The sequence below is a fragment of the Corynebacterium sp. NPDC060344 genome, assembly GCF_042725215.1.
Lineage (GTDB): Bacteria > Actinomycetota > Actinomycetes > Mycobacteriales > Mycobacteriaceae > Corynebacterium.
Genome location: NZ_JBHXCS010000007.1, coordinates 127,193 through 148,147, shown reverse-complemented (window position 1 = coordinate 148,147; position 20,955 = coordinate 127,193). Strand labels below are relative to the sequence as shown.

The following is a 20,955-nucleotide window of genomic DNA, read 5'->3' as shown; positions in this document are numbered from 1 at the left end:
GCTAGGCGGTCCCCCGCCTCTTGCCCTCGTCGCTACCGGTGCCGCGGCCCCGGCCGCGGTAGAAGCCCAGGGCGTAGCCCAGCACGCCGGCGCCCAAGCCCGCCTGCAGCGCGAAGATGCCGGACTCCACCTCGCCGGGCAGCTCGCCGATGACCGGCTCGAACCACGGCTCGTAGTCCGGGTTGGATTCCTCGATGACCTCCGTGGCCGCGCCGTCGGCGCCGCCGAAGGGCTCCTCCACGTCGCCGGCGAAGTTGAAGAACATGGGGAACACCGCGATGACGATCGCCAACACGATCAGCCCAACGGTCACGCCCGCGCCGGAGCGCTTCACCTGCGCGCTCATCGCACGGCCTCCTTCTGCTCGGGCCGCGCGGCTTCCCCGTCGGGCTCCACTTCCCCGGCGATCGAGACGTCGGAAAGCTCCTTTTTCTTCAGCACGCCCAGGGAGAAGAGTTCCTTCTCCGCGACCGTGCGCAGGGCCTTGACCACCAGCACCGTCAGCAGCGCCTCGATGACGGCCAGCGGGATCTGCGTGATGGCGAACAGCGACAGGAACGTCGCCAGCGCGCCACCGAATCCACCCGGGTCGGCCGGGTGCGCCAGGGCCAGCTGGGTGGCCGTGACCACGTACGTGGACAGGTCCGCCAGGAACGCCGCGACGAAGACCGCCGGCAGCAATCCGCCGCCCAGGCGCCTGGTCAGGACGTAGCCGCCCCACGCGACCCACGGGCCGACGATGCCCATGGAAAACACGTTCGCGCCGAGCGTCGTGATGCCGCCGTGGGCGAGCAGCAGCGCCTGGAACAGCAGGACGATGGTGGCCAACACCGCCATCACCGGTGGCCTGAACAGCACGGTGCCCAGGCCGGTGCCGGTCGGGTGCGACGTCGAGCCGGTCACCGACGGGATCTTCAGGGCCGAGAGCACGAACACGAACGCTCCGGCCGCGCCCAGGAGCAGGCCGGTGCCGGGCTTCTCCTTGAGCAGCTTGTTGACGCGCCACGCGCCGTGGACGACGAACGGGGCCGCGGCCACCGTCCACCCCACCGCATGGCCGACGGGCAAAAAGCCCTCTGCGATATGCATGAAATTTTCATCCTCACGCGCCCCCGTCACCTCGCGGCGGCGCACAGTGCCACCCGGCGCGGACGGCGCCGGGGCAGATCACCGGCCGGTCTCCTGGCTGACGGGGCCGGCTCGCGCCGTCCGCTCCGGCGCCTTCCCGGATCCCGCGCGCCCTTTCCATCGGCCGCGCGTGATCCGGTGGCATGTGCCGGAACGGGGTCACCCCGATCACAGTGGCGAGGGCCGCCGCCCAATTGCAGGGCGTTCCCGTCCACCGACGATCTGGGGCCATCCTAAGACTTATTTCAGTTTTCACCCAGCCGCACCCCGCCGCCACACCCCGCGCCGCCCGCACCGCGCCCACCACCGCACCCCGCGACCAGGTGCCCCCGGCCCCAAACTAGACGAACCTGTCTGTACAAAGTGCGGGGCGCCGCGTAGACTCGCCGACCGACGAAGCAAACGAGAAAGGACCCGACTGGATGACCATCCACGACAACATCACCGACCTCATCGGCGGCACCCCGCTGGTCAAGCTCAACCGCCTCACCGAGGGCCTGCCGGGCACGGTCGTCGCGAAGCTGGAGTTCTACAACCCGGCCAACAGCGTCAAGGACCGCATCGGCAAGGCCATCATCGACGCCGCGGAGGCCTCCGGCGAGCTCAAGCCGGGCGGCACCATCGTCGAGGGCACGTCGGGCAACACCGGCATCGCCCTGGCGCTGGTCGGCGCGGCCCGCGGTTACAAGGTCATCCTCACCATGCCGGACACCATGAGCCAGGAGCGCCGCGTCGTGCTGCGCGCCTTCGGCGCCGAGCTGGTGCTCACCCCGGGCTCCGAGGGCATGAAGGGCGCGGTGAACAAGGCGAACGAGATCGTCGAGAACACCGACAACGCCATCCTCGCCTCGCAGTTCGCCAACAAGGCCAACCCGGAGGTCCACGCGGCCACCACCGGCGAGGAGATCTGGGCCGACACCGACGGCAACGTCGATTACTTCGTCGCCGGCATCGGCACCGGCGGCACCATCACCGGCGCCGGCCGGACGCTGAAGAAGCACAACCCGGAGGTCAAGCTCGTCGCCGTCGAGCCGGCGGACTCCCCGCTGCTGACCGAGGGCAAGGCCGGCCCGCACAAGATCCAGGGCATCGGCGCGAACTTCATCCCCGAGGTCCTCGACCAGGAGCTGCTGGACGAGGTCATCACCTCCACCAACGACGACGCCATCCGCGTCTCCCGCGAGCTCGCCGCCAAGGAGGGCATCCTCGGCGGCATCTCGGCCGGCGCCAACGTCAAGGCCGCCCTCGAGGTCGCCGCGCGCCCCGAGGCCGAGGGCAAGACCATCGTGGTCATCATCCCGGACTTCGGCGAGCGCTACGTCTCCTCCATCCTCTACGAGGACCTGCGCGACTAGTCCCGTTCCACCGCTGCCGCCGGCGTTCCGCTCACCCCGGGCCGCCGGCGGTGCGCTATGTAAAGTTGGTCACCATGACTTCGTTCCTGAGGCTCCTCAAGGAGGACCTGGACAACGCCCGCGAGCATGATCCCGCGGCCCGCGGCGACGTGGAGAATGCGCTGGTCTATTCGGGCCTGCACGCCATTTGGGCGCATCGCGCGGCCCATGCCCTGTGGGAGCGGGGCGGGGCGGCGAAGGGCCTGGCGCGCATCGTCGCGCAGTTCGCGCGGTTCCTCACGGGCATCGAGATTCACCCGGGCGCGACCATCGGCCGCCGTTTCTTCATCGACCACGGCATGGGCGTGGTCATCGGCGAGACGGCGGAGATCGGCGATGGCGTGATGCTGTACCACGGCGTGACGCTGGGCGGCCGCAGCTTGGCCAAGGTAAAGCGCCACCCGACGCTGGAGGACAACGTGACGGTGGGCGCGGGCGCGAAGGTGCTCGGCCCGGTGGTCATCGGCGCGGGGTCGGCGATCGGCGCCAATTCGGTGGTCACTCGCGATTGCCCGCCGGATTCCATCGTCGTGGGCATCCCGGGCAAGGCCCGTGCCCGCCAGCCGGAGGAGCACAAGCCGCTGCTCGATCCGGCGGTGTACGTGCAGGGCGACGGCGACTTCATTTAGCTGTCCCGGGCTTTGCGACGGCCCGGCGCACGAAAAACCGGCCCCCTCGGCAGTCATGCCGTGGGGGCCGGTTTTGGCGTTTACGCCACCAGGTCGGCGTAGTCGGGGTTCTTGGAGATGAACCGCTCGACGGCCGAGCAGGTCGGGATGATGCTGCCGCCGTTGAGGCGGACGTCGTCGAGGGCGGCCTGGATCAGGGGCTTGGACAGGCCCTGGCCCTGGAACTGATCGTGGACGACGGTGTGGTTGAAGTCGAGCGCGCCTTCGGCGGGCTCGTAGGCCGCGAAGCCGGCCTCTTCGCCGTCGACGACGAGGACGTAGCGGTGGGCGGCCTCGTCATGGTCGATGGTGTGCGCCATGGTCATGCTCCTTACTGTTGGTGCCTTTTCCCACAGGATACGTTCAGACGCCGCAGTTATCAGACGCCGCAGTTATCAGACGCTGCGGTGATCCACGGCGACCGGCGGCGTGCCGGGCTGCTCGTCGGCGCGGCCGACGGCGACGCGGCAGGGCACGGAGCCTTCGCCGTGGGCGCGCTCGGCGGCGACGCCGGTGCCCCAGCCGGGGCTGACGACGTCGGCCAGGGGGCCGGAGAGGTCGGCCAGCTCCGCATGGGAGAGGCCGGGGACGACGACGGTGAGGCGCTGGCGCGCCCGGTCCCCCACCTCGACGCCGGGGTTGGCCTCGCGCCACTCGTCCTGCATGGAGGAACCCTGCTCCCCGTCTGGCATGACGTCCTGGTAGACCGTGGCGCCGGAGCCCGGGACGAACTCCTCGAGGGCACCGCGGATCGTGTCCGCGGCGGCCTGCCGGCCGGCGTCGTCGGTGAACAGGAACAGTCGGATGACCGACGGCAGCGACTCATCGCCGGACATCGTCCCCGCCGATGCGTATTCGGTAGTCATGGGCATTGACCTTACCGAGGGGCCCTTTCCCCCGCGGGAATAAGGACGGGATAACGAAAACCGGGGAGCCACCTTTCGGTGACTCCCCGGTTTTCATCGGCATATTGTGGCCAGAAGCGGGGTCGAACCGCTGACCTTCCACTTTTCAGGCGGACGCTCTACCAACTGAGCTATCTGGCCGAACAAACCCCGAGGGGAATGTCGGCGACCCTGACGGGACTTGAACCCGCGACCTCCGCCGTGACAGGGCGGCGCGCTAACCAACTGCGCCACAGGGCCTTATGCCGCACACGAACGTTGTCCGTGCACGAGATGTTACTCTACACAGCGCGTTGACGGCGGCACAAATCCGCAGCTCAGGACGCAAATCGGCACATTTTGCGGACGCCGCCGCAATGGGCGGGATTGGCGGGGAAACGGTGGCCGTCGCAAAGCAAAAAAAAGGCGGCCACCCACCAATGGTGGATGACCGCCTTCGCCAGAAAATGGCGACCCTGACGGGACTTGAACCCGCGACCTCCGCCGTGACAGGGCGGCGCGCTAACCAACTGCGCCACAGGGCCATGTTCTGTTGTGCTCCCATTCGGGGAGTGGTACTCCCTACGGGATTCGAACCCGCGCTGCCGCCTTGAAAGGGCGGTGTCCTAGGCCGCTAGACGAAGGGAGCTCGTCTTCGCGTTGAGCGCGGGGTCGTGCCCCGCGGCAACGCATCAAAGATTAGCCTACGCCATCCCGCCCGACAAAACCGCAGGTTCGGGGCGCTTTCCGGGATCGGCGAGGCCCGCCCGGCGCCAGCCCTTCCGATCGAACCACACCGCGGCGATCGCCCCGACGGCCACCGCGATGGCCACGGACGCGCCCGCGTAGATCAGCGCCTGCCCGACGCCCGAATCCCACGTGCGGTCGAGGTACAGCATCGACCGCGAACCGAGGTAGATCTGGTGCATCGGCGAGATCAGCCCCAGCCACCGGAAGAACTCCGGCACGGCCTCCAGCGGCAGCGTGCCGCCGGCCGACGGCAGCCCCAGCACGATGAACGCGATGAGGTTGACTATCAGCCCCGGATTGCCCAGCAGCGCATTGATGGCATGGCTGACCCAGCCGACGGCGACGATCATCGTCGCCGTGAAGCCCCACAGCGCGAACGGCGAGGCCAGCGGCATGCCGACGATCGTGCCGATGAGCACGTACAGCGCCGCCACCAGCGCCCCCTGCGTGGCGGACATGCCGAACTTGGCCACCAGCGTCCCCAACCGCGAGACGCCGTGGTGGGGGTGCCGCACGAAGATCGGGCCCCATTCCAGCGAGTGGATTCCCAGCCGGTTGTCCACGATCTGCCCGGTGACCATCGCGCCCGTGAAGCCCGCCAGGACGATGAGCAGCGTCCAGTAGAACGCGGACAGGCCGTTGCCGGTGCCGTCAGGCAGAGGGTGGAAGTCCTCGAACTTCACGTCCACCGGGTGGGCTGCGGCGGCCAGCGCCGTGCCGGTCGGCTGCGCGTCGGCGTCGGCGGCCGCGGACTGGACGCGTTCCAGCAATTGCTTACCGACGGCCACGTCCACCTGATCGCCGACTTCGAACCCCATTTCCTTCACGATCGTCGACGCGCCCAGCCCGGCGCTCGGGTTGGAGACGATGCGGATCTCGGGGGCCACGACGTCATTGCCGACCAACGTGCCGATGCCCCACGCGTTGAGGCGGGCGCTGAAGTTCTCCGGGATGACGATCGACCCGTAGAGCTCGCCGCGTGCCATCTGCTCGATGGCCTCGTCGCCGGTGAGATGGCGGAGGTCGAATTGGCCGGCGTCGATGCCCTCGACGAGCCCGTCCACGACCTGGTCGCCGGCCTTCAGTTCGCCGCCGTCGATCGTGCCGGCGCCGCGGTCGGCGTTGACGATGGCCACCGGGAATCCATGCAGATTCGCCCGCGGATTGACGTTGCCGCCGAGGTAGGCGCCGGCGAGGAAGACCGCCAGCACGGCGACGGCCAGCGTCGGGGCCAGCCAGAACATGAAGGTGCGGCGGGGGTCGCGGGAGGTGCGCTCGTCGGTCATCGCCCCTCCCCCAGACCGCCGTCGACGCCGCGGACGAGCAGGACTCCGAGGTCGGCAACGAGGTCGGCCAACGGGCCGCGGTCCTCGTCCGAGGCCCACTGCACTGCGGTCCACGCGATCGACGCGGCGATGGCGCGGGCGGCGGTCTCGGGCGCGAGCGGACCGCCGGCGAGGCGCGCGCCGAACGTCGGGGCGGCGAGGATGCGGGCGGCGAGGTAGTCGATGGACTGCCGCAGCACCTCGGGGCCGCCCGGGCCGGCGAGGACGCGGTGCATGAAGTCGACGTGGGGCTCGAGCCGTGCCACCGCCGTGCCGATGACCTCGAGGATCCGCCCGATGTCGCCGGTGTCGAAGCCGTCTGCGGCGGGGTCGATGCCGTCGAAGGCCTGCTCCAGGCGGAGGACCGCGGCGTCGGCCCAGGCCTCGGAGAGGTCGCGGTAGACGGCGTAGAACGTGGGGCGGCTGACGCCGGCTTCGTTGACCAGGTCGGTGATGGTGACGTCGGTCGGCTCCCGCTGGTCCAGGAGCGTGGCGGCGGCCGCGCGGAGTTTGTCGCGCGACCGGGACGCCAGCCCCGGCGGACTCTGGATTTTACGCATGTAAACTTTTTACACCTGTAAAGCGGGGCGGACAAACCGCTTCCGCATGCCCATCGCCCGTCCACCAGCCATCAGCTACCCGGCCACGCCATCACTGCGCCACTCGGCCGCCCAACCACCCATGGAATTTCATTGGTATCGACCCACGGATTCAATTCCGTCCCGTGCGCGCCGCCTCCACGGAGCACGCACGGGATGAAGTTGAAGAAAAGGGGGGTCTGACATTCAATTTCGTCCCGTACGTGACGCTCTCGAAGGCCACGCACGGGACGATCTTGAATAGGTTCTTTTCAGGTCCGTGCCACGGCAGATTCCGGCTCGCTTGACGACGGCCAATGCCGCCTTGAACAGCGGAAATGAAAAAACGACGCCATATGCCCCTCAGCGCCGCCGGCCGGTCCACGGGGCCGCGAATGGAGATCCAACGCCGCTACGGGCCGCGTGGCATTGCGGCCCCGATCCAATCTCCCGATCCGACATCGCGGAGCCTACGCGAGAGAGAGGGGGCATGGGGTGTGGCTCTTACGTGGCTCTTGACGGGCGCCCGGCGGCAATATGCGACAACCCCGGGCAACCTGACCCCCATCTTGCCCGCACCGTTTCACCTGCGCAAAGGCACGAAAAAACCCCGCCACATGGGGCGGGGTGATTCGCGGACAAAACGCCTGTAGTGGGCCCCGTGGGGCTCGAACCCACGACCTACGGATTAAAAGTCCGCAGCTCTACCAACTGAGCTAGAGGCCCGCGCCGCGCCCGGGCAGCTGTGGCCCGACGCGACGACGTGCAAATCCTACCGCTCCCCCGCCCGGCTGCGAAAAGCGGGTCGGGGGGTGTCTCCTACTGCGCCTGCAGCTGCAGGGACGGCAGCGGCAGCTCGGGCATGGGGACCTCGGGCAGCGGGATCTCGGGCAGCCCCGGGATCTGCGGGATAGACGACCCCGGCGCCTGCTCGGCGGGCTGGTTTTCGGCGGCCCAGGCTTCGTCGGCGGCCATGTCCTGGCCGATGGTGCGGAAGTCGCTGTGCGGTGCGGTGGATTCCTCGACCTGGAAGTGCTCGTTGACCTTGCCGTCTTCGATGCCGTAGGCGTCCTGCAGCGCCTGGTCGGCGGGCTGGTAGCGGGAGACGGGGCCGACGGCCATGGAGTTGATGCCGATGACCTCGTTGGTGCGCGGGTCGTAGGCGTTGCCGCCGGAGTCGCCCTTGCCCAGGTTGGACACGGCCCACACGCCGTTGCGGACGCGGAAGACCTGGACGCCGCAGTTGCGGCCGGTGCGCGCGCCGTCGGAGCAAATGGGTTGGCCGAAGTTGTCCACGGCGACCTCGCCGGGGCGCAGCTCGCGGTAGTCGACGACGCCGGTCATCTGCACGCCCTCGCCGCCGGCGGCCCCGTTTTCGTCGACGGAGTAGCTGATGGAGGTGGCGTCGATGTCGTCGTCAAGCTCGATGAAGGCGTAGTCCGAACCGTTGAACGACGAGTCGAGGACGTTTTGGTTGGCGCCGGCGTCGTTGGGGTCGGGGATGGGGAACGCGGCGGGGCCGACCTCGCCGATGCGCACGTCGCCGTCGTGGGTGGGGGCGTAGATGACGCCGGAGGACTTCGGCAGCTGCTCGTGGCCCTCCTTGTTCACGCAGTGGCCGGCGGTGATCAGGACGCGGTGCCGGGTGCCGTCGGCGTCGGTGACGGTGCCGGGCACGCTGGTGGAGCACATGCCGGTCTGGACGTGGCGGCCACCGTCGACGACGGCGCCGGGCTCGGGCATGCGGATGGGCGAGCCCGGGCCGACGGTGATCGCGCCGGCGGCGGCCGGGGCGGCGAACGTCGCGCCGACGGTGATCATCGCGGCGATGGCCGACGCGGTCCGGTTCTTCTTCATGCGGTTCCCCTGTGGTCGTCGTGCCGCGGCTCTGTGGCGCCGTGCGGCCCAATGGCCTTGACCGTATCCGTGACGGTCGTCCCCCACCCGTCAATTGGCCCGCATGTCGCGGATCACATTGTTCTCGCCGCCCCGCTGGTTCACGACGTACACTTGGGCCACGACCGCACCAACCATAGGAGGGGCACGATGACCGACCCGCGCAACGACCGCAACCACGACCCGAAGGACGACGCCGACGAGAATCCGGGCGGCGCCCAGCCCAGCGAGCAGGACGTCGACCAGGAGCTGGAGGAGACCTTCCCCGCCAGCGATCCGCCGGCCAACTACTAGGCCCCGTCCCGCCCCGGCCAGTCCGGGGCGGGCTTTTTTGCTTTGCGACGCCTCATTCCGCCGACAGCCGAGAAATGATGTTCAGTTCCCGCGCTTCCCGGTAGAGGTCTTCGCGGTGGTCGGGGTGGGCGACCTCGATGAGCCGCCGCGCCCGCGTGGAGTAGTCGGTGCCGCGCAGCCGGGCGATGCCGTATTCGGTGACCACGTTGTCGATGTAGTTCTTGTGCGTGGTCACGGGGGAGTTCGGGCCGAGCTGCACCTTGATCTTGCTCGTGCCGTCGCGGGTGACCGACGGGCACACGATGTAGCCGCGGCCTCCCTTCGACCGCCGGGCGCCGATGGCGAAGTCGAGCTGGCCGCCGGAACCGGAGTAGAAGCGCCCGGCGACGGTCTCCGACGCCGCCTGGCCCAGCAGGTCGACCTCGGTGGTGGCGTTGACGCTGACCATGTTCGGCTCCAGGCCGATGAGGAAGGGGTCGTTGGTCCGCTCCACCGAATCGAGGTAGACGGCGGGGTTGCGGTCGACCCAGTCGTAGAGCTTCCGGGTGCCCATGATGAACGTGGCCACGCACTGGCGCTGGTGCGAACGCTTGAACCGGCCCGTCACGGCGCCGCATTCGACGAGGTCCATGACGCCGTCCGACATCAGCTCGGTGTGCACGCCCAGGTCCTTGCGGTCGCCGAGCATCGCCAGGATGGCGTTGGGCAGCTTGCCGATGCCCAGCTGCAGGCAATCGCGGTCCTCGATCTCCGGGGCGATGAGCTCGGCGATGCGGTGCTCGGCGGACCCCTCCGCCGGCAGCAGCGGCGGCACCTCCAGGACGTCGGCGTCGGAGCGGATGGCGCCGACCATCTCGCGGGCGTGGATCTGGTTCTGGCCGAAGGAGTGCGGCACCTTCGCGTTGATCTCGCCGAAGACCGGCAGGTTGCCGATGAACTGGACGGAGTAGTCGGCGCCGAGGCCGAGGGACATGTACCCGTGCTCGTCGGGCTCCGACACCGCGGCGATGAGGATGTCCGGCTTGACGTGCTCGCGGACGAGTTCGGGAATCATGGAGAAGTTGACGGGGTACAGCTCCGAGGTGCCGTTGCCGTGGCCCTTGCGCGACCCGCCGCCGAGGAAGAAGTCGTGGTGCGTGAGCTTCCCGGGGTACTCCCCCATCTGGTACGGCCGCACCGACTCGGTGCACATCTGGTAGACGTGCACGTCCTCGAGCTGGTCGGCGTGGGCGTCGAGCATGTCCAGCAGCGCCGTCGGCTCGCACGCCGCCACGGGCACGAGGATCTTCGTCCCGGGCGTGATGTGCTCCAGCAGCGCTTCCGGGGAGAGGTCGAGATGATCGTGCACGGCGATGCCCTTCCGTTTGAGTTAATGGCCCTTCACACAAACTACATAGCGTCCCGCAACAAACCACCCCCGGGGTGGGCGGGAGGCCGTCGCAAAGCGATTTCGCTCCCCGCCCACCTGGTGCGACAATGCGACCGTGACTGACCTGCGCATCGGCCCCCACCAGCTCGCCTCCCCCGTCGTGCTCGCCCCCATGGCGGGCGTGACCAACGTGGCGTTCCGCACGCTGTGCCGCGAGCAGGAGCGCGAGCGGATGGGCACCGTCGCCGGGCTCTACGTCTGCGAGATGGTCACCGCCCGCGCGCTGGTCGAGCGCAACGAGAAGACCATGCACATGACCACCTTCGCCGCCGACGAGAACCCGCGCAGCCTGCAGCTCTACACCACCGACCCGGAGTGGACCTACCGGGCGGCGAAGATGATCGTCGACGAGGGCCTGGCCGACCACATCGACATGAACTTCGGCTGCCCCGTGCCCAAGGTCACGCGCCGCGGCGGCGGGTCGGCGCTGCCGTACAAACGCCGGCTGTTCGGCAACATCGTCGCCGCCGCCGTGCGCGCCACCGAGGGCACGGACATCCCCGTGACGGTGAAGTTCCGCGTCGGCATCGACGACGACCACCACACCCACCTCGACGCCGGCCGCATCGCCGCCGACAACGGTGCCGTCGCCGTCGCCCTCCACGCCCGCACGGCGTCGCAGCGCTACTCCGGCGAGGCCGATTGGTCCCAGATCGCCCGCCTGAAGGAGCACATGGTCGACGCAGGCCACGCCTCGGTGCCGGTGCTGGGCAACGGCGACATCTTCGCCGCCGGCGATGCCCGCCGCATGATGGGCGAGACCGGCTGCGACGGCGTCGTCGTCGGCCGCGGCTGCCTGGGCCGCCCGTGGCTGTTCGCGGAGCTCTCCGCCGAGCTGCGCGGCCTGCCGGTGCCGCCTCCCCCGACCTTCGGCGAGGTCGCGGGCATCATCCGCCGCCATGCCGGGCTCCTGGTCGAGCACGAGGGCGAGCGCAAGGGCTGCCGCGACCTGCGCAAGCACATCGGCTGGTACTTGCGAGGCTATCCCGCCGGCTCGGAGGTCCGTTCCTCCCTCGCGCGCGTGGCCACGCTCGACGAGCTCGACGCGGTCCTCGCCCCGCTTTACGACGGCCCCCACGCCGGCGCCCTCCCCGACGACGCCGACGGTGCCCGCGGGCGCCAGGGCTCCCCGGGAAAGGTGGTCCTGCCGGAAGGGTGGCTCGACGACCCGGAGGATGAAACCGTGCCCGAGGGCGCGGATTTGATGCATTCCGGCGGCTGATCGCCCCACGTTCGGGGGCGAAATTCTCCCAACAGGCGAAAGCGCCCGCAAGGTCCTACTATGGGTGACCATGCGCACCGTTTACCGCGAACAAATGGACAACCTCGCCCACGGCCTGATCGTCATGTGCGACCACGTCCATGGCATGCACCGCGCCGCCTGCAAGGCGCTCTTCGACGGCGACCTCGAGGCCGCCGAGTCCGTGCTCAGCTCCCTGGACAAGCTCGACGAATTCCGCATCTCCGCGGAGGAGCGGGCCTTCGAGCTGCTGGCCCGCGAGGCCCCCGTGGCCGGCGATCTGCGCCAGGTGGTCTCCGGCATCTACATCGTCGAGGACATGGCCCGCATGGGCGCCCTGTCCGTCCACATCGCCAACACCGCCCGCCGCCGCCACCCCGGCAAGGCGCTGCCCGAGCAGGTGGAGGGCTTCTTCCGCGAGATGGCCGCGGTGTCCGACAAGATCACCCACGACACCCGCCAGGTGCTCATCGACTACGACGTCGCGTCGGCGCTGAGCATCAACGACGAGGATGACGCGATCGACGACATCCACAGCCACCTGTTCACGCTGACGACCTCCCCGGAGTGGGCCCACAGCCCGGCCGAGACGGTGGACGTGACGCTGCTGAGCCGCTACTTCGAGCGCTACGCCGACCACGGCGTCGCCGTCGCCGCCCGCGTCATCTACCTGGCCACCGGCTACAAGCAGGAGGACTACCTCCGCGAGCTGGACACCGAGGAGCGCCGCGCATCCATCAGCAAGCGCCTCAACGACCTGGAGCGCCACTTCAACTCCTAGTCGGTTCTGGTCGGTTCCCCGCACCTCACGCGGGACAACGCCCCACGCGATTCGCGTGGGGCGTTTTACTTGCTCCTCCATGAGGCTCCGCCCATGTCCCCCACCCGACGCGAAAGCCCCGCGCCCACCTGGTGCGGTGGGCGCGGGGCCGTCGTAAAGCGGGGTGCCGGGTCTATCCGAAGCGACCGGAGATGTAGTCCTCGGTCTCCTTCTTGTCCGGGTTCTCGAAGATCTTCTTCGTCGGGCCGACCTCGACGAGCTGGCCGGGCTTGCCGGTCGCCTCGAGCGAGTAGAACGCGGTCTGGTCGGACACGCGCGCGGCCTGCTGCATGTTGTGCGTGACGATGACGATGGTGAAGTCTTCCTTCAGCTCGTGGATCAGGTCCTCGATCGCCAGCGTGGAGATCGGGTCCAGGGCCGAGCAGGGCTCGTCCATGAGCAGGACCTCGGGCTCGACCGCGATGGCGCGGGCGATGCACAGGCGCTGCTGCTGGCCACCGGAGAGGCCGCCGCCCGGCTTGTCCAGGCGGTCCTTGACCTCTTCCCAGAGGTTCGCCGAACGCAGGGACTTCTCGGCGACCTCCTTGAGCTTCTTCTTGTTCTTCTCGCCGGACAGCTTCAGGCCGGCGACGACGTTGTCCTCGATGGACATGGTCGGGAACGGGTTGGGGCGCTGGAACACCATGCCGATGGTGTTGCGGACCGACACCGGGTCGATCTTCGGGCCGTAGATGTTCTCGCCGTCCAGCAGGACCTCGCCCTTGACGTACGCGCCGGGGATGACCTCGTGCATGCGGTTCAGCGAGCGGAGCACGGTGGACTTGCCGCAGCCGGACGGGCCGATGAAGGCGGTCACGGAGCGCGGCGGGACGTGGAGGTTGACGTCCTTCACGGCGTGGAAGTCACCGTAGAAGATGTCGACGTTGTTGAGATCGAGGCGCTTGGCCATGATTCGTGGTCTCTTTCCTGTGAATGGGGCCGGCGGCCGTTACTGCTTGACGGAGAACTTCGCGGAGATGACCCGCGCGACGATGTTGATGAACGCGATGATGAGGACCAGCGTCAGCGCGGCGCCCCACATCTTGTCGAACGCGGCGCCCGTGTTGCCCGCCTTGTACATGTCGAGCATGAACAGCGGCAGCGAGGACTGCGACTGGCCGAACGGGTTCCAGGTGATGATTCGCGACGTCGCGACCAGGATCAGCATCGGGGCGGACTCGCCCATGACGCGGGCGATGGCCAGCATGATGCCGGTGACGATGCCGGACAGTGCCGTCGGCAGGACGATCTTGGCGATCGTCTTCCACTTGGGCACGCCCAGCGCGTAGGACGCCTCGCGCAGGTCCGCGGGGACGACGCGGAGCATCTCCTCGGTGTTGCGCACCACGATCGGCAGCATCAGCAGCACCAGGGCCAGCGAGACCGCGAAGCCCGAGCGCGACATGCCGAACATGACCACCCACATGGAGTAGATGAACAGCGACGCGACGATCGAGGGGACGCCGGAGAGGATGTCGACCATGAAGGTCGTGATCTTGCCGAGGCGGGAGTTGCCCGCGTACTCGACCAGGTAGATGGCCACGAAGATGCCGAAGGGCACCGTGATGATCGAGGTGACCAGCGCCTGCACCAGCGTGCCGATGATGGCGTGCGCGACGCCGCCGGCCTGCGAGCCGACGGTGACGCCGAGCTGCGAGGTGGACCACCACTCGGCGGAGGTGACGATGGGGAAGCCGCGGGTGATGACCTCGAAGAGGACCCAGCCCAGCGGGATGAGCGCCAGCGCCATGGAGGCGTAGATGATGACGGTCGCGAACTTGTCGCCCGCCTTGCGGGAGCCCTTGATCGGGGTGAACGCCGACTCGGAGGTCGAGACCTTCCCGCTCGGGTCCTTGTCGATGACTGCCTGATGTGCGGTTGCCATTGTCTGCTCCCTACTTCTTGGCGATGACTCGGGCGGCGGAGTTGACCACGAAGGTCAGGAAGAACAGGACCAGGCCGGCGGACATGTAGGCGCCCGCCTTGAGGTCGTCGTTGAACTCCGGGGCGGCGTTGGCGATCGCGGTGGCGAATGTCGTGCCGCCCTCGAAGAACGAGCCGCGGAACGCGTCGGACGGGGAGATGACCATGTACAGGGCCATGGTCTCGCCGAGCGCGCGGCCGAGGCCGAGCATCGAACCGGAGATGTAGCCGGACTTGCCGAAGGGCAGGACGGCGAGGCGGACGGTCTCCCAGCGGGTCGCGCCCAGCGCGAGCGAGGCCTCGATGTGGCCGCGCGGCGTCTGGACGAAGACCTCGCGGGTGGTGGCCGCGATGACCGGGAGGATCATGATCGCCAGGACCACGCCACCGGTGAACAGGTTGCGGCCGGTCTCGAACGCCGGAGAGTTCGGGAAGGTCGCGAACAGGAAGATCCCGCCCAGGTTGCCGGCGGCCCAGTTGTAGAAACCGCCCAGCGCCGGGCCGAGGGCCATGAAGCCCCACAGGCCGTAGACGATCGACGGCACGGCGGCCAGCAGGTCGACCAGGTAGCCCAGCGGCTTGACGGCCTTCTTCGGCGCGTAGCTGGTCAGGAAGATGGCGATGCCCAGTGCGACGGGCATGGCCAGGATCAGGGCGAGCACCGAGACCGCCACCGTCACCAGGAACAGGTTCGGGATGCCGAAGTACATCGCCGAGGTGTCGTTCAGGTTCCAGCGTTCGGAATAGGTGAAGAAGTTGGCCTCGTTGTTGCCGATGGACGGCAGCGCGCGGAGCAACAGGAAGATGGCGATCGCGATGATCGACGCGGTGACGAGCGACGAGGCCCCGACCGAGAGGATCTTGAAGATCCGGTCGCCGGGACGGACGACGCCCTTGGCCACGACCGGCGCTTCGCCGGACGGCTCCTCGCCGGAGCGCAGGCGCGGAGAGTTGAGGGCGGCGGCGCCGTCGGCCGGGTCCTTCTCGGCCATCGCCGGTTCTCCCGGAGCGGAAGTGGAAGAGGTCATTGATGTTCCTTAGCTGGTGAGCTGTGGGGTGGTGCTCCCCCGGGCGCACCACCGGCCGACGGGCCCTCGTCCTCCCCGCTCCGGGGAAAAGTCGGGCCAGTCGGCCGCGGTGTCACTGTGGGGGTGCGGTCGCCGGCGCTCGGGGCCGGCCACCGCGGTCGAACCGTCTTACTGGATGGCGTCGACGGCGTCGGAGAGCTTCTGCTTGAAGTTGCCCTGGACCGGGATGTAGCCCAGATCCTCGAGCTCCTGGTTCTGGCCCTCCTCCAGCACGACCTTGAAGAAGTTCTTGACCAGGTCGCGGGTGGTCTCGTCGTAGCCGGCGGAGCAGACGATCTCGTAGGTGGTCAGGACCAGCGGGTACGCGCCCTCGGCGTCCATGGCGAACAGCGCCTCGGCGTCGACGACCATGTCGTTGCCCTCGGTCTTGAACTCGACCTGGTCCATGGCGGCGCCGACGGTGTCGGCGTTGAGCTCCACCGGGCCGTTGCCGAAGTCCATCTTGGCGACGCCCAGCTCCTTGTCCTTGGCGAAGCCGGCCTCGACGTAGGTGATGGCGCCCGGGATCTGGGCGACCTGGTCGACGACGCCGGCGGAGCCGTTGGCGCCCGAGCCGGTGGCGGTCGGGAAGGACTTGGAGGCCTCGTGCGACCAGTCCTCCGGCGCGGCGGAGGTCAGGAACTTCATGAAGTTGTCGGTGGTGCCCGACTCCTCCGAGCGGTAGATGACGGAGATGTCGGTGTCCGGCAGCTCGACGCCCTCGTTGAGCTCGGCGATGGCCGGGTCGTTCCACTTGGTGATCTTGCCGTCGAAGATCTGGGCGGTCACGGACGGGGACAGGGCCACGTCGACGCCGTCGAGGTTGTAGGCGATGGCCACCGGGCCGATGACCATGGGCAGGTGCCAGGCGTCGTTGCCGCCGCAGCGCTGCTTGGCGTCCTCGATCTGCTCGTCCTTCAGCGGCGAGTCGGAGCCGGCGAACGCGACGGTGTTGGCGATGAACTGCGACTGGCCCGAACCGGAGCCGGTGGCGTTGTAGGACAGGGTCGAACCCGGCGAGTTGGTCTCGAAAAGGGTCGCGAACAGGTCCATCGCGCGCTGCTGCGAGGTCGCGCCCTCGCCCTGCAGCTCACCGGTGGTCTCGGTGAGGCCCTCGACCTGGGACTCGGCGTTGGAGCCGGACTCGGAGCAGGCGGACAGGGTCAGGCCGGCGACGGCGGTGAGGCCGAGGACGGCGGCGCGGCGGCGGGTGTTCTTCAGCACGGGTGTTCCTCCGGGAAAATTCTCGGTATCGGGCGCTCGGCCCGACGGGGCTGTCGTATCGACCCCTCCCGGCCCGGTTGCTAGAACCCGCCGAAATGGAGTCGCCGAAGTCCGGTCGGACTCCGCTGACTGTGGAACGTATCGGCCCATGGTTGCCGGATCCCGTGCATTAGATGAACGCAAAGTGAACGCGAAGAGTACTTCCTGGTCTCGACCTGAGACGTCTCTCACACGCCGTACATGACGTCGCGCCGCGTAACGTCGAAGCCGGTTCGCTCGTACGTCCGCACCGCCGGCTCATTGTCCCCCTCCACGTACAGGATTACCCGATCCGCGCCCCGTTCGCGCAGATGCCGCATTCCCGCGCGCGTCAGCCACCCGCCGACGCCTCGGCCGCGCGCCGCGCCCGCCAGCCCGATGACGTACACCTCGCCGACGCCCCCGCCGTGCCATTTGGTCCAGTGGAAACCGACGATCGCGCCTGCCTCCTCATCCACGGCGAAGAGCACGCCGGCGGGGTCGAACCACTCCACCCCGCGCCCGCGCCGCAATTGCGCCAGGTCCCATCCGCCCTGTTCGGGGTGCCAATCGAAGGCTTCGTTGTTCACGGCAAGCCACGCCTCGTCGACGGCGTCCTCCCCCATCCGCTCGCGCGCGGCGGCGAGGTCCTCGAGCCGGATCCCCTCCAGCGCATCCTCGTCGCCGAGCCCGGCCACGACGTCGGCCGGGGCCGTCATCTGCAGCAGCTCCCGCACGACCCGCCGGCCGGTCGCCGTGGCCAGCTCCCGCGCCCCCGGCACGTCCCCGTGCGCCCACACGGGCAGCTGCTTTCCGACGAGCCCGTCGACACCCTCGAGCAGCGCCTTTCCCGCCCCACGGCGGCGGCTGCCCGCCGCGATGGCCAGTTCGGCGGAATCCTCGGCCACGCCGGCCAATCCGACGAGCGCGTCGTCGTCAAGCACCCGCAGGTGCCGGTGACCGGCCGCGGGGTCCGACAACCCGCGGACGAACGCCTCGCCGAAGGGCTCGACGCCATCGGCGGATTCGACGGCGGCGAGCAGGTCACGGGCCTCGGCGGGATCCGGGGCACCCTCCACGATCCGGAACGTCACTGCTGCTCCTCCTCGGGCTCGACGGCCTTGTAGCCGACGTTGCGGACGGTGGCGATCAGCCCCTCGTGCCGGTGGCCCAGCTTCGCGCGCAGGCGGCGGACGTGGACGTCGACGGTGCGCGTGCCGCCGTAGTAGTCGTAGCCCCAGACGTCCTGAAGCAGCTGCTCGCGGGTGTACACGCGCCCGGCGTTGCGGGCGAGGAAGCGCAGCAGCTCGAACTCCTTGAACGTCAGGTCCATCGGGGTGCCGTTGAGGCGCGCGGTGTACGTGTGCTCGTCGACGACCAGGTCGCCGAGGACCAGCACCGGGCTCTCCTCCGGCTCCGTGACCGGCACCGGGCGGCGCGACAGCAGCAGGCGCAGCCGCGCGTCGATCTCCGCCGGCGTCGCGCCCGGCAGCAGGAAATCGTCGATGGCCCAGGATCCGTCGATGGCGATCAGCGCCGTGTCGGCGGCCAGCACCGCGACCGGCATGTCGGGGTTCGCGCCGGCGATGGTGCGGCACAGCTCGCGGGCGGCGAGCAGGTTGGGGCCCGTCGCGTCGATGATGGCGACGGTGACGTCCTCCAGCAGCGTCGCCGACCCCTCGGTCGCGGGCAGCCGGATGATGTCGTGGTTGAGCAGGCCGATGTTGGGCACGCGCTCACGGACCTGGGGGTCGTTGCTGACGAGGGCCAGGCGCACGGGAGCACACTCCGCTTCTTCGGGGTCGTTTACCAGGTTCATCTTAACGGGCGCGGATTCTCGACCGGAGATGCATGCGGTACTAATGGGGGTGTGAGCATTTCCCGCCCGGTCGCGCGCGCGGCCGCCACCGTCGGCGCCGTCGCGCTGTTGGCCGTCGGCGCGGACCTCGGATTGGCCATCCACGCCGAGCGCAATCTGGCCAATCAGATCCGCGAGGACATGAATCTGCCCGCCGATCCCTACGTCAGCTTGGGCGGCGCGGCGTACGCCTCGTCCTTCTTCACGGGCCGGTGGAGCTCGATCCAGGTCCGCGCCCGCGACCTGGAGATCGAGGGTTTCGGCCTGGTGTCCGTGGAGTCCGGCGCCGTCGACGTCGAGATCCCCCGCGAGTCGGTGTGGTCGGGCGACTTCGACAACGCCTTCACCGAGCGCTACCACACGAAACTGCAGCTCGACGGCCTGTCGCTGGGCCGCCAGTTCGGCTTCACGGACCTGGCCATCCAGAACCACGAGGACATTTCCCCCGCCGGCGGCTGGGAGACGGAGGCCATTTTCGAGGCCACTCCCCCGGGCTGGTCGGCTCCCGCGGAGGTCGTCGTCAAGCTCCGGATCCTGCAGGGCGACGCGGAGTTCATCCCGGTGGAGGTCATCTCGGGCCCGGAAGGCCCGGATTCGAAGGACGTGCTGCGGGGCGAGGAGCTTTCCGACGCCACGGTGGACGCCATTTTGCCGTCCTTCGGGCTGGAGCTGTCGGGCGTCCAGCTGCCGCTGCGCCAGCGCCCCACCCGCATCTACGTGGCCGGCGGGTCGATCTTCATCGAGGGCGACGAGCGCTACCGGCACGTCTCCCCGGGTGATTTCCTGCCCGTGGCCACGCCCGAACCGGAACTCGGCGGGGACGGGGACCGGGCCGGTCGGCCTTCCCAGTAGTGTCGTGGGCATGAACGACACCAACGAGAACACGGGCGACGTTCCCCGCCGCCTCGACGGCAACGCGGCCATCGACCATGCGGCGCAGCAGTCGGAATCGACCGCCGGGCGCAACATCGACGACCTGCCGGGCCTGCCCATCGCGGAGGACACCGCGAACCTGCGGCACGGCCCCAACCTGCACGACGGCCTGCTGGCGCTGCTGCCCCTGGTCGGCGTGTGGCGCGGCGAGGGCCAGGCGGACACCGTCGTCGACGGGCAGTACCGCTTCGGCCAGCAGATCGTCTTCAGCCACGACGGCGAGAACTACCTGTCCTACGAGTCGCGGTTCTGGAAGATCGACGACGACGACAACGTCATCGGCCCCGACCTGCGCGAGTCGGGTTTCTGGCGCATCAACGACGACGACGAGATCGAGTTCCTGTGCACCCACTCCACCGGCGTGGTGGAGATCTACTACGGCAAGCCCGTCACCGAGCGCGCCTGGGAGGTCCAGGCCGCGTCGACGATGGTGACGGCCACCGGCCCGGCGTCGCTGGGCCCGGGCAAGCGCCTGTACGGCCTGATGCCGAACAACGACCTGGGGTGGGTCGACGAGCGCCTGCGCGGCGACGACTTCTTCCCGCGCATGTCCGCGCAGCTCAAGCGCTGGGCGGGTTAGCGCGCGAGGGCTTCTTCGCAGAGCTCCCTGAACTCGGCTTCCGCTGCGGCGCCGGGCGACGGGAGCTCTTCGCCGTCCAGGGAGGTCGCGCGCACGGCGATGCGGACCGAGGACACCAGCCACACGGCGTCGGCGGCGCGCAGGTCCTCCGGCGTCAGCTGCGCGGGCACGCACTCCCAGCCCTTGCTCGCGGCGTGGTCGAACAGCGCGGCCTGGGTGGTGCCGGGCAGGACGCCTTCGCCGGGGTTGGGGGTCAGCAGCCGCCGACCGCGCACGAGCACGATCGTCGACGTGGGCCCCTCGAGCAGGTTGCCCTCCGACGAGGTGAAGATGACGTCGTCGAACCCGTTTTCCTTCGCGTGGCGCAGCGCGGCCATGTTGGCGGCGTAGGACAGCGTCTTGGCGCCGATGAGCGCCCACGGGGCGCGGTTGCCCAGGTCGAGCTCGAAGCCGCGCTCGGCGAGCATGACGCGCACGCCGCGCTCGCGGGCCTCGGCGGCGCCGGCGGCCGGGGTGACCATGATGTAGCCGGTCGGCCGCCCGGTCGATTCGCGGCCGCGGGAGTAGACCCACCGCATCGAGGCGTCGCGGTGGGTGACCGACCCGTCCGCCGACGCGCCGTCGACGGCGGCCCGGTCCAGCGCCCCGCGGTTCCATTGCGCGACGGCGAGCTCGGACGCCTCGCGCCACCGCTCCAGCTCCGGCGCGGGAAGCTGCAGCATCTGCGCCGACGACAGGAACCGGTCTTCGTGGCGGGCGACGTTGCACGCGTGGCCGTCTCTGACCAGCAGCGTTTCGAAGACCCCGTCGCCGCGCACGGCTCCGAGGTCATCCGGGTACAGGAAGGGCGCGGCGGCGTCGGCGACGCGGGGGGCGTCGCCGGAGAGGACGTCGACGAGGACGATGTCGTGCTGCGGGGCTGTCATGCCCCATAGCCTATTCCCCA

22 protein-coding genes, 5 tRNA genes and 1 riboswitch are annotated in these 20,955 nt (G+C 69.2%); of the genes, 7 read left to right on the top strand and 20 right to left on the bottom strand.

Annotated elements, in window-relative coordinates:
• Window position 1: 1 nt before the first annotated feature.
• Entirely contained in the window at window positions 2-346 is a 345-nt protein-coding gene (locus ACFWGD_RS09940) for an energy-coupling factor ABC transporter substrate-binding protein (protein ID WP_377778512.1), read from the bottom strand.
• Window positions 343-1,089: an energy-coupling factor ABC transporter permease gene (locus ACFWGD_RS09935; RefSeq protein ID WP_377778511.1), complete on the bottom strand. Its 747-nt coding sequence runs from the start codon at window positions 1,087-1,089 to the stop codon at window positions 343-345. Before ACFWGD_RS09935 ends, ACFWGD_RS09940 begins: the two co-directional genes overlap by 4 nt.
• Window positions 1,090-1,154: 65 nt before the next feature.
• Window positions 1,155-1,376: riboswitch (cobalamin riboswitch) on the bottom strand.
• 174 nt (window positions 1,377-1,550) lie between these two features.
• Between ACFWGD_RS09935 and cysK the strand changes: the two genes are divergently transcribed.
• Window positions 1,551-2,483: a cysteine synthase A gene (gene cysK, locus ACFWGD_RS09930; protein WP_377778509.1), complete on the top strand. Its 933-nt coding sequence runs from the start codon at window positions 1,551-1,553 to the stop codon at window positions 2,481-2,483.
• A 74-nt stretch (window positions 2,484-2,557) separates the two neighbouring features.
• Entirely contained in the window at window positions 2,558-3,151 is a 594-nt protein-coding gene (epsC, locus tag ACFWGD_RS09925; protein ID WP_377778508.1) for a serine O-acetyltransferase EpsC, read from the top strand.
• Between the two features lie 80 nt (window positions 3,152-3,231).
• On the opposite strand, the gene ACFWGD_RS09920 is transcribed toward epsC, so the two are convergent.
• The 10 genes from ACFWGD_RS09920 to ACFWGD_RS09875 all read right to left on the bottom strand — a co-directional run bounded on the left by ACFWGD_RS09920 (window position 3,232) and on the right by ACFWGD_RS09875 (window position 8,584).
• Entirely contained in the window at window positions 3,232-3,546 is a 315-nt protein-coding gene (locus ACFWGD_RS09920) for a GNAT family N-acetyltransferase (protein WP_377778533.1), read from the bottom strand.
• 39 nt (window positions 3,547-3,585) lie between these two features.
• The gene (locus tag ACFWGD_RS09915; protein WP_377778507.1) at window positions 3,586-4,056 is read right to left on the bottom strand and encodes a hypothetical protein; all 471 of its coding nucleotides are present in this window, start codon (window positions 4,054-4,056) and stop codon (window positions 3,586-3,588) included.
• Between the two features lie 107 nt (window positions 4,057-4,163).
• Window positions 4,164-4,236: transfer RNA gene (locus ACFWGD_RS09910), tRNA-Phe, on the bottom strand.
• 25 nt (window positions 4,237-4,261) lie between these two features.
• Window positions 4,262-4,335: transfer RNA gene (locus ACFWGD_RS09905), tRNA-Asp, on the bottom strand.
• A 207-nt stretch (window positions 4,336-4,542) separates the two neighbouring features.
• Window positions 4,543-4,619, bottom strand: a tRNA-Asp gene (locus ACFWGD_RS09900).
• Window positions 4,620-4,647: 28 nt separating this feature from the next.
• A tRNA-Glu gene (locus ACFWGD_RS09895) sits at window positions 4,648-4,723 on the bottom strand.
• A 55-nt stretch (window positions 4,724-4,778) separates the two neighbouring features.
• Window positions 4,779-6,110 carry a YhgE/Pip domain-containing protein gene (locus ACFWGD_RS09890; protein WP_377778506.1) on the bottom strand — a complete coding sequence of 444 codons (1,332 nt, stop codon included), beginning with the start codon at window positions 6,108-6,110 and terminating at the stop codon, window positions 4,779-4,781.
• Window positions 6,107-6,709: a TetR/AcrR family transcriptional regulator gene (locus tag ACFWGD_RS09885; RefSeq protein WP_377778505.1), complete on the bottom strand. Its 603-nt coding sequence runs from the start codon at window positions 6,707-6,709 to the stop codon at window positions 6,107-6,109. Before ACFWGD_RS09885 ends, ACFWGD_RS09890 begins: the two co-directional genes overlap by 4 nt.
• A 671-nt stretch (window positions 6,710-7,380) precedes the next feature.
• Window positions 7,381-7,453 (bottom strand) — tRNA-Lys (locus ACFWGD_RS09880).
• A gap of 93 nt (window positions 7,454-7,546) precedes the next feature.
• Entirely contained in the window at window positions 7,547-8,584 is a 1,038-nt protein-coding gene (locus tag ACFWGD_RS09875; RefSeq protein WP_377778504.1) for a hypothetical protein, read from the bottom strand.
• A 189-nt stretch (window positions 8,585-8,773) separates the two neighbouring features.
• Here ACFWGD_RS09875 and ACFWGD_RS09870 point away from each other — a divergent pair, with 189 nt between their 5' ends.
• On the top strand, window positions 8,774-8,917 hold the full coding sequence (locus ACFWGD_RS09870; protein ID WP_377778503.1) for a hypothetical protein: 144 nt from the start codon (window positions 8,774-8,776) through the stop codon (window positions 8,915-8,917).
• Window positions 8,918-8,969: 52 nt separating this feature from the next.
• On the opposite strand, the gene ACFWGD_RS09865 is transcribed toward ACFWGD_RS09870, so the two are convergent.
• The gene (locus tag ACFWGD_RS09865; protein ID WP_377778502.1) at window positions 8,970-10,265 is read right to left on the bottom strand and encodes an acetyl-CoA hydrolase/transferase family protein; all 1,296 of its coding nucleotides are present in this window, start codon (window positions 10,263-10,265) and stop codon (window positions 8,970-8,972) included.
• Between the two features lie 136 nt (window positions 10,266-10,401).
• On the opposite strand from ACFWGD_RS09865, the gene dusB reads away from it, so the two are divergent.
• Both dusB and phoU read left to right on the top strand, forming a co-directional pair.
• Window positions 10,402-11,568 (top strand): tRNA dihydrouridine synthase DusB, encoded by a 1,167-nt coding sequence (dusB, locus tag ACFWGD_RS09860; RefSeq protein ID WP_377778500.1) that lies wholly within the window; start codon window positions 10,402-10,404, stop codon window positions 11,566-11,568.
• A 70-nt stretch (window positions 11,569-11,638) separates the two neighbouring features.
• Window positions 11,639-12,367, top strand: a complete 729-nt coding sequence (gene phoU / locus ACFWGD_RS09855; protein WP_377778499.1) for a phosphate signaling complex protein PhoU — start codon at window positions 11,639-11,641, stop codon at window positions 12,365-12,367.
• Window positions 12,368-12,539: 172 nt separating this feature from the next.
• Here phoU and pstB read toward each other — a convergent pair whose 3' ends face one another.
• The 6 genes from pstB to ACFWGD_RS09825 form a co-directional block, all read right to left on the bottom strand.
• Window positions 12,540-13,316: a phosphate ABC transporter ATP-binding protein PstB gene (pstB, locus tag ACFWGD_RS09850; protein ID WP_377778498.1), complete on the bottom strand. Its 777-nt coding sequence runs from the start codon at window positions 13,314-13,316 to the stop codon at window positions 12,540-12,542.
• A 39-nt stretch (window positions 13,317-13,355) separates the two neighbouring features.
• Window positions 13,356-14,291, bottom strand: coding sequence for a phosphate ABC transporter permease PstA (gene pstA, locus ACFWGD_RS09845; RefSeq protein ID WP_377778497.1), 936 nt, complete (start codon window positions 14,289-14,291; stop codon window positions 13,356-13,358).
• Window positions 14,292-14,301: 10 nt separating this feature from the next.
• The gene (gene pstC, locus ACFWGD_RS09840; protein ID WP_377778496.1) at window positions 14,302-15,357 is read right to left on the bottom strand and encodes a phosphate ABC transporter permease subunit PstC; all 1,056 of its coding nucleotides are present in this window, start codon (window positions 15,355-15,357) and stop codon (window positions 14,302-14,304) included.
• 168 nt (window positions 15,358-15,525) lie between these two features.
• Complete coding sequence (gene pstS, locus ACFWGD_RS09835) at window positions 15,526-16,620, bottom strand: phosphate ABC transporter substrate-binding protein PstS (protein ID WP_377778494.1); 1,095 nt, start codon at window positions 16,618-16,620, stop codon at window positions 15,526-15,528.
• 227 nt (window positions 16,621-16,847) lie between these two features.
• Window positions 16,848-17,732: a mycothiol synthase gene (mshD, locus tag ACFWGD_RS09830; RefSeq protein ID WP_377778493.1), complete on the bottom strand. Its 885-nt coding sequence runs from the start codon at window positions 17,730-17,732 to the stop codon at window positions 16,848-16,850.
• Entirely contained in the window at window positions 17,729-18,457 is a 729-nt protein-coding gene (locus ACFWGD_RS09825) for a winged helix-turn-helix domain-containing protein (RefSeq protein WP_377778491.1), read from the bottom strand. Before ACFWGD_RS09825 ends, mshD begins: the two co-directional genes overlap by 4 nt.
• 51 nt (window positions 18,458-18,508) lie before the next feature.
• On the opposite strand from ACFWGD_RS09825, the gene ACFWGD_RS09820 reads away from it, so the two are divergent.
• Window positions 18,509-19,348: a DUF2993 domain-containing protein gene (locus tag ACFWGD_RS09820; RefSeq protein WP_377778490.1), complete on the top strand. Its 840-nt coding sequence runs from the start codon at window positions 18,509-18,511 to the stop codon at window positions 19,346-19,348.
• A 10-nt stretch (window positions 19,349-19,358) separates the two neighbouring features.
• Window positions 19,359-20,009, top strand: coding sequence for an FABP family protein (locus ACFWGD_RS09815; protein WP_377778488.1), 651 nt, complete (start codon window positions 19,359-19,361; stop codon window positions 20,007-20,009).
• On the opposite strand, the gene ACFWGD_RS09810 is transcribed toward ACFWGD_RS09815, so the two are convergent.
• Complete coding sequence (locus ACFWGD_RS09810) at window positions 20,006-20,935, bottom strand: aminodeoxychorismate lyase (protein WP_377778487.1); 930 nt, start codon at window positions 20,933-20,935, stop codon at window positions 20,006-20,008. The two genes, ACFWGD_RS09815 and ACFWGD_RS09810, sit on opposite strands and share 4 nt — an antisense overlap.
• Window positions 20,936-20,955: the final 20 nt, after the last annotated feature.